The sequence below is a fragment of the Candidatus Thiodiazotropha sp. LNASS1 genome, assembly GCF_964212655.1.
In the GTDB taxonomy this organism is placed as follows: Bacteria; Pseudomonadota; Gammaproteobacteria; order Chromatiales; family Chromatiaceae; genus Thiodiazotropha.
Window position 1 is genome coordinate 3,186,820 of record NZ_OZ156465.1, and the last position, 12,514, is coordinate 3,199,333.

Consider the following 12,514-nt stretch of genomic DNA (forward strand, 5'->3'; position numbering starts at 1 on the left):
TTTAGTTGCTTAGGAGGGTCCGGGTACCGTGAGGTGCCCGGACTTTTCCGTCTTTAATGCATGCTATTTGTGCAGTTTTTAAATGAACACATGTGTACGGTTATACTCTAAAGGCGAACCGTATCTGCAGTCCGCGACTTGGATTAATATTCAGCCGATTTCGATATCGGAGGCAGAGAATGAGCGAAAAATTCGATATTCCTTTCAAAAGCAGTTTCGTACCTGCAGTGCTTGAGCCTGGCGCCAAGATCAAGTTCAACTGTCACAAGGGGGTTTCCTGCTTTAACGCCTGCTGCAAGCATGCGGATATACAGCTCACACCCTATGACATCCTGCGCCTGAAGGATAATCTGGGGATCAGTGTTACGGAGTTTCTCAAGGACCACACGGTACCTTACGAGATGGATAAGGATGGTCTGCCGGGAGTGAAGCTTCGAACCGATAATGAGGGTGCCTGTCTGTTTGTCAATGATGAAGGCTGCAGTGTCTATAAGGATCGTCCGACAGCCTGCCGTTACTATCCGATCGGACACATGGCCATGCGCGAAGCGGGTTCCAGCGAGGACGAAGCGCGTTACTTTCTGATCAGAGAGGATCACTGTAAGGGACATGAGGAGGATAGGGAGATATTGGTCGACGAATACCGTAAAGAACAGGAGGTGGAGGTCTACGATCAGCTCAATCGTGAATGGTTACAGCTGATGCTGAAAAAGAAATCTGCCGGTCCGGCAATCGGTCGGCCCTCGGATACCAGTCTGCAGTTCTTCTTCATGTGCTCCTATGACACAGACCGCCTGCGTCGTTTCGTGCTGAGCGACTCCTTCAAGGCCTCATACGATCTGGATGAGAAGTTTTACCAGACCATGGAGAACGAGGATCTTGCCCTGATGCAGTTCGGCACCCGCCTGTTGAAGCAGGTTCTGTTCGGTGAGGTCACCATTCCGGTGAAAGACAATGCCACTGAAAAGCGTATAGAAGAGCGCAAAGAGATCCTGGAAATGCGCAGAAAGGCGGAGGTCGAACTGCATAAACAGAAACAGGAGCAGCAGATGAAGGATGCGTTGTCCTGAATATCTTGTATTCAGTCCGCAAATGAACGCGAATCAACACAAATAATATCGTTTTCGTTCCCACGCTCCCGCGTGGGAACTCAACTCTCTCCCCCGCTATTCCATCTACCCTATGCATCCCCTCGCAGTGCGGGTGTGGCTTGCCGCAACGATGATTCCCATTCGTACTTTGCGTGACGATGCTTCCGGTGCGGCAAGCCGCACCCTACATTGAGGTCAAAATTTGCGTTGATTCGCGTTCATTTGCGGACAGTTTTTCTTTCATCCACTGTACAGCTGATCCGTTTTCGCCGCCATGATGAAATCGTTGCGATGAAGCCCTTTTATTTTGTGTGACCACCAGGTCACGGTGGTTTTCCCCCACTCGGTCAGCAGGGCAGGGTGGTGTCCCTCATCCTCCGCCAGCGCCCCGACCCTGTTGCTGAACTCGAGGCTGTCTACGAAGTTTTTGAATGGAAAAGTTTTTTCCAATTGCATAATCCCGTTCCGCACCTCGATATTCCAGTCGGGTATGGTGCGTATCAGCTCCGCTAGCTCATCATCGCTGACTTTTGGCGCATCAGCGCGACAGGCCTCACACTTTTCCTCGGTCAACGCTGCCATTGGGCGTTTCCTCTATTCGAATATGTCAGATATAGTTAGGTTAGGCAGGTGTCTCAAGCATTTGTGCATGGCACCTAAGTGGGATTATCATGCAGATTGCCGAGATAGCATACACAGAATCAATAGGGGAAAGCCGTGCTTCAGTGCGGCCTACAGATAAGTGACCAAACGCGCGCTCATCGTCGATGATTCAAAAACCGCTCGACAGGTCTTGTCGGGCAAGCTCTCAAAATATGGAATATCCGTGGTGGCGCTTGAGTCGGCTGCGGCGGCAATCGATTTTCTGTATGAAAATGCACCAGACGCCATCTTCATGGACTATGAGATGCCCGGGATGGACGGTTTTCAAGCCTTGAAGGTCATCAAGTCCAACCCGAATACGGCCGTCATCCCCGTCATGATGTATACCTCCAAGGCGGGAGGTTTGGAAGTCAGCCAGGCAAGGGCGCTCGGGGCGGTCGGGGTATTGCCGAAACAACTGGAAGTGCAGGATCTGGAGGATGTGCTCCGCTCACTGCATCTAATGCCCGACCAGGAGTCCCTGGTACCCGGTTTCGAAGATAGTGAATTGGAGAGTGTGAGAACAGTTCGCCGTCAAAGCAATATTCACTCGATCACTGAACACGAGCGTCGTAAATCAGCAACGGTTGAGCCGGTAAGCCTGCCCATGGATGGTGTATTGGGGCCTTTACCAACAGGCGATGATTCCCTGAAACGGTTCATACGCAAGGAGCAGAATCTGAGTGAAATACGGCTTCAGGAAAAGCTGGAAAAGCATTTTGCCGAGACCCAAAGCGAACTGTATGAGCTGGAAGCGCTGCAAGAGGTGTCGAGATTCCAGGCCAGGAGGGCGCAGATACTGGGGGGATTAAGCCTCCTGTTTATCCTCGTCGGCTTTGCCATCACCTACTATTTCCTGGTGTTATCACCGGCACAAAAAAAAGCGGTTATCGGATCTGACCCTGACAGCGAGGCTATTTACGAGTTGATCAGTGCGCAGAACGAGCAGATTGAACAGATGTCCCGGAAAATTGATGAAACCGGGGTTGGCAGTGCGGCATCACCGGGTTCATTGATTCCGGTTAATTTGATCGAGTGGGCCGCGAACCAGGGGACAGAGTTCGAGTACGGCGAGATTCCCTTTAACGATCAACGGGCCCTCTGGCTGGCTGAACTGGTCGATCAACTCAAGGAGGCGGGTTTTCGCGGTACTATCGAGTTGCGAGCAACCCACGGCAACTATTGTCTGCAGAAAAGTGGGGGGGACGAATATGTCCTGGCCAATGACGGGCTGGCTATCAGCGAATGTCTGTTTGCGGCGGATCACCGTGACAGCAATGACTATGTCAACGGCCAATCTGTCGCATTCGCCAACTATATGAATGTGGAGTTGGCCAGGAGTGGCGGTGAGTTGGAGATTCTGCTTTTCAGCAGTGGCTTCAATGACCCGTTGATACCCTATCCCTCGGTCTATGAGGTGAAGACAGCAAAAGAGTGGAATCGGATCGCCACACAGAATCAGCGGGTCAGGGTCAGTCTCTATAGCAACTTGTGATCTGCTGTACCTCCTGTTACGGCATCTTCACAAACTCTGTCAAAAACGGTTACGGCCTGATCACGCAGTAACGGTTCTACTCGAGGCCCAATTACGTAAATGGGCGATCTTTTCAGCCATCAGAACCGAGAGGGGCCTGGTCTGTTCTATCTCGCTCAGGATATGTGCGGTATCCAGTGACTCTTTTGAAGCATGGGAGGCGTAGAGCGAGGCGACTATGGCCTGTTCTATCTCGGCGCCTGAAAAACCCTCGCTGGCGTCGCGCAACTTGTCTATATCGAAGGCAGCCGGGTCCTGCTCACGCTTGCCAAGGTGGATGCGGAAGATCGCCTCCCGTATCTCGGTATCAGGAAGGTCTACGAAGAAGACCTCATCGAATCGTCCCTTGCGCAGCAGTTCGGGTGGCAGCATCTCGATGTCATTGGCGGTGGCTACCAGAAAAACCCTGGAGTCACGTTCGGCCATCCAGGTGAGCAAGGTGCCGAGAATGCGTTTTGAGGGACCGCCCTCATCATCAGTGGCGAGTCCCTTCTCGATTTCGTCGATCCACAGCACGCAGGGTGCCATGGATTCGGCGGTCTTCAGAGATTCCCGTAGATTGCGTTCGGTTTCGCCGTAGAATTTGTTGTAGAGGGCGGCGAAGTCGAGGCGCAACAGGGGCAGGTGCCAGCTGCCGGCGACCGATTTTGCAGCCAGGCTCTTGCCGCCGCCCTGTACGCCCAGGAGGAGTATCCCCTTGGGAAGGTCGAGTCCGCTCGGCGGTTGTTCCGCCACGAAGATGGTGCGGCGTTGCTCCAGCCAGCGTTTCAGGTTGGCGAGACCGGCCACCTGGCTGAACTTGGCACTGTCGAGTTCGAGGGAGAGCACGCCGGTACTGTCGAGCAGGCGGTACTTTGTTTTGGCCAGGTCATCCAGATCGTTCTCCGTCAGCATGCCGTCGTCATAGATGGCATTGCGTATCAGTTGTCTGGCGTCCCTCAGGCTGAGGCCGGAGAGATTGCTCAGCATGGGCTCGATCACTTCGCGACTTGCCTTGACGTTGCGATTGTTATGGCGTCCCCACTCCCGGATTTCCGCCTGAAGCAGCTGTTTCAAGGCATTGCGGTCCGGCAGCGAGAGCTCGAATCTGGTCGAGAGCGAGCGTAGCTCGTCAGGTATCTCGGCGTTATGGCTGATCAGGACAAGGGTCTGCGACGGGTTTCCCAGCGCGATCTCCTTGAGTTGGCGCAGGGTCAGGGGGTCGTCCAGCCAGTGATGGATATCCATCAGCATATAGATGGCGGGCGCCGTACGGCCAGCCAGCTCGGCGAGTACCCTGGAGGGTTCCTTGATGGTCAGGTGGGTGGTCTGGTTGGTGTGCAGATTGGTTAATCCGCTGGCCACGGTCCAGCGCAGCAGCTGACGACCCAGTTGGGCTGCAAGACGTTCGAAGAGGGTCTCTACCTGCCTTTCGTCATCGCTTTCGATGAAGAGAATGGAGGTACCGGAACTGATGATGAGTTCAAGGTCTTGTAGGTCGCGCATTCCTGTAGCGGTGTATCTCTATTTGTTGCAATTGTTGCTATTTCTGGCTGGACAATTTATCTGTTGGGATGCAACAGTTCAACTCCAATATAACCCGCATCGCGCTGGTTGACATTAGAAATGTAAAGGTTCTTAACGAGCCAATTTATCAAACCAAAAGTGTTGTTTGGTTGGTATTTGTATGTTTAAAAAAATCTCGATAGGATTTTCAGTTTATGCGGAATCTACGATGGGATGTCAGGATTCACTTGGGTAGTATTCTCGATACTCCTGAAACAGCGCTTGTGTATCCGCTGAGTCCTTTAGTTCAGAAAGGAAGCGGGAAACCGAGTCCTCGATAAATAGCTCTTCCTCAGGTTTGGTTTCATGCTCATTATTAGCTCCCATCCATAGGTTGTTCACATCTGTCGATTTGGTTTGGTAGGTAAAAGTAGAAACTATCTCTCCCTGAGCAAAAACATCATAACGAACTTTGAATTCCTTATTTGAAACCACAGGCACTATACCCAGAGTAGACGCCGCGAGCATAAGTGTTGTGAATTGTGTGGAGTCACTTTTCGTGCGATGGAGTTTGAGAATGCGTACCCCTATGGGTAGTCCAACTGCCTCTTTATCTACCCTTGAAAAGGCTTGGTACTTGTTCAGGAGCTGGGATATCGAGGGGATGTTGATATTGGTCACGAGTAGAATGGGTGGATACTTCTCGCCTTTATGCTGATAAGATTTTATCTCATTTGTGACTTGTTCTTCGGCGAAAACACCGGGATTGAATAACAGCGCCAGTGAGGCAGCTAGAGTAATTTTAAACAATAATTTTTGGGAGGCAAACATACAACACATTCCTTTCATATAGTAATTGCTTGGTTCTACTTGTAGCATAAAACCTGATTAGTATATTCCACGGCACGGATGGTGGCGTTTTCAAAGTTCGTCGTTGATTGGTCGGTTTGGTAGGCGACTTGGTTTTTGTAGAGGAACTTTTTCAGCATCGAGAGATCGATGCCAAAATTCGCGTTTTGTGACGATGTGTCGTGCTTTTCAAGCAACATCTTCTGGTTCAGGCTGCTGGTGACCATGCCGACCAAATTTCCCGAGTAGTCTACTATCGCGCTACCGCTGTTACCCGGCTGTACCGGAGCGCTGAACATGAAGGTGCCTGAGGCACCCACCAGCCCTCCAAGTGAACTGACGGTGCCTATAGTCAATGAGGGAGAGTCGGATAAGATGCCTTGCAAGGGATAACCTGTGACGAAAATATTCTTACCTAATATGGCCTCGGACTGTTTGTCTGTGATGTTGACTGCGGGTGTGTCTCTATTATCCGTACTCAATATGGCTATATCCAGCACCCTGCTGTTTTGTTGAATACTTGCCGGAAAGGTTTTGTGTTTGTGACCTATTTCTACAAAAACACAATCCTGAACCACATGGTTTGCGGTCATGATGGTTCCGTCATGATCAAGATAGAAACCTGTTCCAGTTGTAGAGGGCTTTAGGTCTCTTATCAGCTTATTGGCAGGTAGCGGAATGGTTGTGTTTCGAATGGATACGAGTTCGCTTGCTGACAAATTTATCGCTCCCTGCTTGTTTAAAAAGTCGATCAGGCTTTCTTTGACAATTTTAGCTTGGGAGTTGAATACAGCGCTGAAGTCGTTGAATATCGTCATGCCCGAAGAATCTTTAAATTCTCTGGTGTATATCGTGTCACCTTGATTGCTTAATATATCGACTGAAATGGTAGACGCCCAGCGCCCCCATCCATACTCCCAGGTGCTGTTGGTCTTGAATTTGATAAGATAGTGAAAATTGTTTCCTGATTTAAGGTATTCGACTTTTGAGAAAAAATCCTCAGAGACCAGTTTTGCTGCCTCCTTCATGCTGCCGTAGAAGTTAATGCCCTTATCGGGTTTATGCCGGTCGACATAAATCGCCACAGGAAGATTTACGGGTAAGTTGATCGAGGTATCTATTTTAGATCCTGTCTTGATTTCACCTGCTGTTTTTACTGGTGTTGTCTGGCATCCGGTGATTAATAAAACAGTTAAAGCTAGAAATATACGTAACATCCAGGTTGACTCCATGAAGACCGATAAGGATGCCGCCATCTGTATTAACGGTATCCGTGATAATGTGACTATCGTTTGGCGACCTGATTGCATTGGTCGCCAAGACTGGAAGAGTGAAAGGCTTTGTGTTTGATGTTATGTGGGTTCTGGAGGGGAGCTGATGGTTTATTCGCGTGTTTTGCGATGGGTAGACCGCTATTTGAGGTGAAACTCCCTTTTCTCGATATACCATATTGACCTACATCACAACTGAATAACGATTATTTCGCTTCCATAATTACAGGTGTATGGCTCAGCCATATACCCATTTCCTAATGTATTCTCTCCGATACTAACAAAAAACGGCTGGTAATCTCAATTTTAAATAATCATTCTATCGATGGAAGTCGTGTGCTTTAGGGAATATAGTTCCTAATCGGACTCCGGGTTCACCCCGATCCCTATGCTCAATACCGTTTCATACGACCACTCTCTCATCCCAGGTTTTGCGCTTACCTTCGTCACGCATCAATTCGTGATCAATCAAGATTTGGTACGCCAGGCTTACATCCTTGGCGGAGAGTACTTCAAAGGCGTTGACTGTTTCCGGCCATGACCGTGTCCAGCGTCGAGACATTTGCCCATCAGGTTTGAAGGTTGCAGTATTGATTATACGTTCTGAACGTTCCAGACTGTTCGCGCCCAGCCAATTGACAAGAGGAAACTGCATGCGCTTGGGATCATTCTCTATGAATTCAAAATCCACGACGGACGCCAATTCAGGATAACGGGCAGCCAACATGCGAAACATATGCTGGATTAAGGCAATAGTGAAGATTTTCATCTGCACACGGCGTTGACGTCTTGAAGACAGACGCTGTATCAATTTATAGGCATGCAGTATTGCGCGAAGATCGTGAGATAGAAAGCGCTTTAGATATCGGGATTCCAAAACGGCTTCACTCTCCAAATCCAGATAGGAGGTATTTAATCCCTCCCGCGAAAAGATCTGCTCTGCAAGTATGACGGGGTCACTTATATAGAACAGGGCATGACACTGTAATTCCCGCAACAGGGCCTCAGTCGCCAGCAGACCATGCGTCTCTTTCATAATGAGTAAAGCAGGAGGTGTCTTTTTGTTCTCCAATAGCAGTAAATTGTAATTGGTATCCGCAAGATTATTTTCAGCATAAATCCGGTAGACGCGGTTCAAGGGGTGGTCTGCCGTTAACTCCTTATGATATGGAATTGCCAATCTGTCATCATGTGTGGACAGGGTCAGTCTGGGTTCAAACTTTGCGAGCGGATTGTGGATAAAGTGGCTGTTGGGTAATGGTTGTGACAGAAGTTGTGTCAAATGATTAATGCCAGTGCCATTAATACCCAGTACCAAATGAATGTCACCGCCATTGCCCATATAACCCGCATGAGGCATATATTTCTGGTTGATGCGTTTGTTCCACAGGTAGTGGTTGAAAAGCAAGCGTTTGCTTTGTTTGGGAATCTTCTTCATCAGGGATCTCACTGGCTATTGCATCGTCCCTGAAAGTTCGAAAAGAAACATGCTTATGAAATTTTTATCGTATCGATGTCATGGATGATGTGAAGCTGATCGCAAATTATCGACTGATAACAGATAGAAATTAACTAGGTCGTAGTTTTGTGAAAGGTGCATACAAGGAGATCGACCAATTGATATTTGGAAATCCCTAGATAAATTATAGAGATGTTAAACCGGACACCTATTGTTAATTTTCCAATATTGGATAAAACTGGCAGCCTCAAACCACTATCACGTCAACCATATCGATACCGAGCAAGCTTCAGTGTGGAACGATGAGGAGATCATCAAACGTTGGGAACGCCACTTTCGCTCCCTGTGATCATGCAACGCTATCTTGCCAAAGAAGCAATCACACAAGCGGACACGAAACGGTGTCGGAATTACTGACAAAATGGTGTATGCGGCCTTACAGCATCAGTTGGTTTATGATAACCCAGTATTTTAAAAAGTCATTTCAAGGGGTGGCAGGTGCAAGTTACAAGCTGGAGTCGGTTTGTCGAGAACTGGGCTATCAGCGAACGCCGAATCTTGGCGCAGTACTACAGTTGCTCACTAGCGTATTTTATCTAAACCAGAGAGTACCAGGGGATCAGTGTATGCTGAGATGATGGTGTGCCTGATACTGAGAAATTATTCCCATATGGTTTCACTTGGTTTTCGGAAATGTTGTTCTGATCCCCATTTTCATCTTTCACTAAAGAATCCCGCTACAAAGCCGAGTACTAACGGAGAAAGAAGAAATAGCTTGTTTATCAACTATTGAGCCATCAAATTGTGAGAATCAGGAGCTATTCATGGGCGCCGAAACCAAATTCCGCCTGGTGACCAGAAGTGATTTTGACGGACTGGTATGTGCCGTTTTACTGAAACATTTGGAAATCATCGAAGATATCAAGTTTGTCCATCCCAAGGATATGCAGGATGGTAAAATCGACATCTCCGGTAGCGATGTCACCACCAATCTTCCCTATGTTGAGGGTGTCCATCTGGCTTTCGACCATCACTCGTCAGAAATCATCCGCAACGAGCAGCGGGACAATCATATCATCGACCCAGAAGCCCCATCTGCCGCACGAGTGGTTTGGCGCCATTATGGCGGTCATGATGTGTTCCCAAAAAAGTGGGATGAGATGATGGAAGCAGTGGACAAAGGCGATGCTGCTCAGTTTAATATGGAAGAGGTACTCGAACCCAAGGGATGGGAATTACTCAACTTCCTGATGGATGCACGTACCGGCCTTGGCCGTTTCCATGATTTCCGTATCTCCAACTACGCCCTGATGATGGACCTGATAGACGCCTGCAAGGACCACACTATCGATGAAATTATCGTGCTTCCAGACGTGAAAGAGCGGGTCGACCTCTATTTTGAACAGGCTGCAAAATTCAAGGAGCAGATCAAGCGCTGCGCCACTGTACATGAAAATCTTGTGGTACTCGATCTGCGCAACGAGGAGCAGATATGGGCGGGTAACCGCTTTATCATCTACGCCCTCTATCCTCAGTGCAATATTTCCATCCATGTGCTCTGGGGACTGAAACAGCAGAATACCGTCTTTGCGACAGGCAAATCGATCTTCGACCGCAGCTCCACAACCAATGTGGGCGAACTGATGCTCAAATACGGCGGTGGGGGTCATCAGGCCGCAGGTACCTGCCAAGTGGAAAACAGCCAGGCTGAAGAGACCCTGCAAGCATTGATCAAACAGATCACCAGCGACGGCTGAACATCAAGAGACCTCTGATTAATTCTGGATCGTGTGAGTGGTGAGATGAAATGTTACGTATTAGCCTGCTAAATAAGGGTAAGCTGGACGAGCGCCTTGCTCGATGAGCAGTGGGCGACACGGAATATTGAACACTACCTTAAAGATTTAAATTCGCACGCCATTGCTATTTCACCAAAGCAAAAAAAAGCCCGCCTAAGCGGGCTTTCAAAACCGAAGCTGGATCGCCTTATTATTTGTTGGCGATCTCCTCCAGTTGCTTGGCCGGAATTACCTGGCCGTTGAGGGCTGCGTCAGCGGCACTGCGGCCGAAGGCGACGCTCATCAATGTGGTGTAGTAGACCACCGGCATATTGAACTTGGTGCCGTAGGTCTCGTTGATATTGTCCTGATAGATCTCTACATTGGCCTGACACAGCGGGCAGGGGGTGACGATCATATCGGCGCCGTTGTCGTAGGCCGCCTCGATGATGCCTTTGATCATCTCCTGGGACTTCTCCGGTTCGGAGAAGGCGAGGGCGCCGCCGCAGCACTGGACTTTCTTTTCGTAGGTAGGAATCGACTCGGCGCCGACGCTCTCTACGATTTTGTCCAGGTACTGGGGATTCTCGAAGGACTCACCGGCGATGCCGAAGGGGCGGTTGGTCTGACAGCCGACGTAACCGGCGATCTTGCGGGCGGAGAGGGCCAGGCGGGGCAATTCGCCACCACCGCCGTAGCCGATGGAGGCGCCGCAGTAGTTCCAGTCGGGGATCTCGTTGAGCTGGATGTCCAGCTCCTCGCATTTAATCCTCTCGTTTAGCTATACTAGTTTTTCATTTGTTCCGCACATTTTAGTATTTATGCTTGCAATCAATAGGTTATGATTACTGCATGCATGGGTAGTGAGTGTTAAAAGTTACAAGCAAATTACCTTCACTCACTTGAAATAGTCAATTTATGATGCCATAATAATTTACCATATAGGTAAATATATGGAATTATTGATTTGGAAGTCGATTACAAAAATGGAAAGCTCAAGAAGCTTTGCCTGTCTGCCAAGGAAGCTGATAAAAAGCTTGGGCCAAATAGTGGCCGAAAGCTGCGTACCAGACTGTCAGATATCGAAGCCGCATCAAATGTTTCTGAATTGATAGCTGGAAGGCCTCATCCATATACTGGGGATAAAGCACACTTATTTTCTTTAGATTTACATGGTGGAGATAGGTTGTTATTTGAGCCATTGAAAAAACCTCCGCCAAAAAAAGGTGATGGCGGCATTGATTGGTCGAATGTTGAAAGCATATTTATAGTGTTTATTGGAGATCCTCATGAGTAGTCAAGAATATAATTTTACCCCCGATTGGGTTTCACCGCCTGGTGATACAATTCTTGATTTGATGGAGGAGCGCGATTGGAATCAGGTTGAGCTTGCAAATCGACTTGGATTTAGCACAAAACACCTAAATCAACTTATCAAAGGTAAAGTTACCCTTACATACGATACTGCACTAAAGCTTGAAAGAGTGCTTGGTTCTACAGTTTCATTTTGGATGAATCGAGAATCAAAGTATCGACAACATGTCGCAAGATTAGAAGCAGAACAGAATTATAAAGGATGGATTGATTGGCTTGATGATGTGCCAGTGAATGAACTTAAGAAAATTGGAGCGATTGAAAACATTAGAAATATTGATTCCAACAAGCCGATCCTTGTAGAGCATCTGTTAAGTTTCTTTGGTGTTGCATCACCAGATGAGTGGAGGAATTATTACGGCTCTATGTCTGTATCCTTTAGGAAGACAAAGGAAGAGCAAGCTGATAATGGGGCTATATCAGCTTGGTTAAGGTTAGGAGAAATAGAAGCGGAGAAAACTAGTGCTCCGAAGTACAACAGATCAAAATTTGAAAGCGCAATTAAGAGAATACGGGAGTTAACCGTTCAAACTCCTGATGACTTTTACCCCGCATTGTATGAACTTTGTTTGGAGGCAGGAGTTAAACTATTACTTGTCAAACCAATCCCAAAATCACGTGTTAGTGGTGTTGCACGTTGGCTAAATGGACATAGTCCTATTATTCAGTTGTCCCTCTATGGTAAGACTAACGACAAGTTTTGGTTTACATTTTTCCATGAGGTTGCTCACATCCTGCTTCACTCAGATGAAAAAAGTGACATCTATCTTGATAATACTGATTTAAAATCTAAAAATCAGAAAGAGTTAGAGGCTAATGATTGGGCAGGTAGTATTCTTATACCTGAAGAATATCGGTTTGATCTTGTGGGTCTTAGAAGTCACGTTGAAATTCTTGAATTTTCAAAAAGAATTAATATTCACCCTGGAATTGTTGTTGGTAGGCTTCAGCATGAGGGGGTAATTGGCTATAAGTCAGCTTTAAATAAACTAAAGAATAGTTTTGAAATCGTATCTTAATTGAGAGTTGTT

12 protein-coding genes are annotated in these 12,514 nt (G+C 47.9%); 6 read left to right on the forward strand and 6 right to left on the reverse strand.

What is annotated here, in order from left to right; all coding sequences use genetic code 11:
- Window positions 1-179: 179 nt before the first annotated feature.
- Window positions 180-1,070: a YkgJ family cysteine cluster protein gene (locus AB8516_RS13985; RefSeq protein ID WP_108289496.1), complete on the forward strand. Its 891-nt coding sequence runs from the start codon at window positions 180-182 to the stop codon at window positions 1,068-1,070.
- A gap of 261 nt (window positions 1,071-1,331) precedes the next feature.
- Here AB8516_RS13985 and AB8516_RS13990 read toward each other — a convergent pair whose 3' ends face one another.
- Entirely contained in the window at window positions 1,332-1,673 is a 342-nt protein-coding gene (locus tag AB8516_RS13990; RefSeq protein WP_369161557.1) for a 4a-hydroxytetrahydrobiopterin dehydratase, read from the reverse strand.
- Between the two features lie 160 nt (window positions 1,674-1,833).
- Between AB8516_RS13990 and AB8516_RS13995 the strand changes: the two genes are divergently transcribed.
- Window positions 1,834-3,228, forward strand: a complete 1,395-nt coding sequence (locus AB8516_RS13995; RefSeq protein WP_369161559.1) for a response regulator — start codon at window positions 1,834-1,836, stop codon at window positions 3,226-3,228.
- Window positions 3,229-3,288: 60 nt separating this feature from the next.
- Here the strand turns inward: AB8516_RS13995 and AB8516_RS14000 are convergent, their stop codons facing one another.
- The 4 genes from AB8516_RS14000 to AB8516_RS14015 all read right to left on the reverse strand — a co-directional run bounded on the left by AB8516_RS14000 (window position 3,289) and on the right by AB8516_RS14015 (window position 8,310).
- Window positions 3,289-4,752: an AAA family ATPase gene (locus tag AB8516_RS14000; RefSeq protein WP_369161561.1), complete on the reverse strand. Its 1,464-nt coding sequence runs from the start codon at window positions 4,750-4,752 to the stop codon at window positions 3,289-3,291.
- Between the two features lie 237 nt (window positions 4,753-4,989).
- Entirely contained in the window at window positions 4,990-5,583 is a 594-nt protein-coding gene (locus tag AB8516_RS14005; protein WP_369161563.1) for a hypothetical protein, read from the reverse strand.
- 35 nt (window positions 5,584-5,618) lie between these two features.
- Window positions 5,619-6,818 carry a serine protease gene (locus AB8516_RS14010; RefSeq protein WP_369161565.1) on the reverse strand — a complete coding sequence of 400 codons (1,200 nt, stop codon included), beginning with the start codon at window positions 6,816-6,818 and terminating at the stop codon, window positions 5,619-5,621.
- Window positions 6,819-7,275: 457 nt separating this feature from the next.
- The gene (locus AB8516_RS14015) at window positions 7,276-8,310 is read right to left on the reverse strand and encodes a hypothetical protein (protein WP_369161567.1); all 1,035 of its coding nucleotides are present in this window, start codon (window positions 8,308-8,310) and stop codon (window positions 7,276-7,278) included.
- 232 nt (window positions 8,311-8,542) lie between these two features.
- On the opposite strand from AB8516_RS14015, the gene AB8516_RS14020 reads away from it, so the two are divergent.
- Window positions 8,543-8,680: a hypothetical protein gene (locus tag AB8516_RS14020; RefSeq protein ID WP_369161569.1), complete on the forward strand. Its 138-nt coding sequence runs from the start codon at window positions 8,543-8,545 to the stop codon at window positions 8,678-8,680.
- Between the two features lie 475 nt (window positions 8,681-9,155).
- Window positions 9,156-10,088: an exopolyphosphatase gene (locus AB8516_RS14025; protein WP_369161571.1), complete on the forward strand. Its 933-nt coding sequence runs from the start codon at window positions 9,156-9,158 to the stop codon at window positions 10,086-10,088.
- A 232-nt stretch (window positions 10,089-10,320) separates the two neighbouring features.
- Here the strand turns inward: AB8516_RS14025 and AB8516_RS14030 are convergent, their stop codons facing one another.
- The gene (locus tag AB8516_RS14030; protein WP_369161573.1) at window positions 10,321-10,788 is read right to left on the reverse strand and encodes a heterodisulfide reductase-related iron-sulfur binding cluster; all 468 of its coding nucleotides are present in this window, start codon (window positions 10,786-10,788) and stop codon (window positions 10,321-10,323) included.
- A 288-nt stretch (window positions 10,789-11,076) separates the two neighbouring features.
- On the opposite strand from AB8516_RS14030, the gene AB8516_RS14035 reads away from it, so the two are divergent.
- On the forward strand, window positions 11,077-11,406 hold the full coding sequence (locus AB8516_RS14035) for a killer suppression protein HigA (RefSeq protein WP_369161576.1): 330 nt from the start codon (window positions 11,077-11,079) through the stop codon (window positions 11,404-11,406).
- Complete coding sequence (locus tag AB8516_RS14040; protein ID WP_369161578.1) at window positions 11,399-12,502, forward strand: ImmA/IrrE family metallo-endopeptidase; 1,104 nt, start codon at window positions 11,399-11,401, stop codon at window positions 12,500-12,502. Before AB8516_RS14035 ends, AB8516_RS14040 begins: the two co-directional genes overlap by 8 nt.
- Window positions 12,503-12,514 lie beyond the last annotated feature (12 nt).

Bases quoted from the DNA above. Each gene is read 5' to 3' on its own strand.
- AB8516_RS14005 (WP_369161563.1), bottom strand. From the start codon at position 5,583: ATGTTTGCCTCCCAAAAATTATTGTTTAAAATTACTCTAGCTGCCTCA.
- AB8516_RS14040 (WP_369161578.1), top strand. From the start codon at position 11,399: ATGAGTAGTCAAGAATATAATTTTACCCCCGATTGGGTTTCACCGCCT.
- AB8516_RS13990 (WP_369161557.1), bottom strand. From the start codon at position 1,673: ATGGCAGCGTTGACCGAGGAAAAGTGTGAGGCCTGTCGCGCTGATGCG.
- AB8516_RS13985 (WP_108289496.1), top strand. From the start codon at position 180: ATGAGCGAAAAATTCGATATTCCTTTCAAAAGCAGTTTCGTACCTGCA.
- AB8516_RS14025 (WP_369161571.1), top strand. From the start codon at position 9,156: ATGGGCGCCGAAACCAAATTCCGCCTGGTGACCAGAAGTGATTTTGAC.
- AB8516_RS14000 (WP_369161561.1), bottom strand. From the start codon at position 4,752: ATGCGCGACCTACAAGACCTTGAACTCATCATCAGTTCCGGTACCTCC.
- AB8516_RS14010 (WP_369161565.1), bottom strand. From the start codon at position 6,818: ATGTTACGTATATTTCTAGCTTTAACTGTTTTATTAATCACCGGATGC.
- AB8516_RS14015 (WP_369161567.1), bottom strand. From the start codon at position 8,310: ATGAAGAAGATTCCCAAACAAAGCAAACGCTTGCTTTTCAACCACTAC.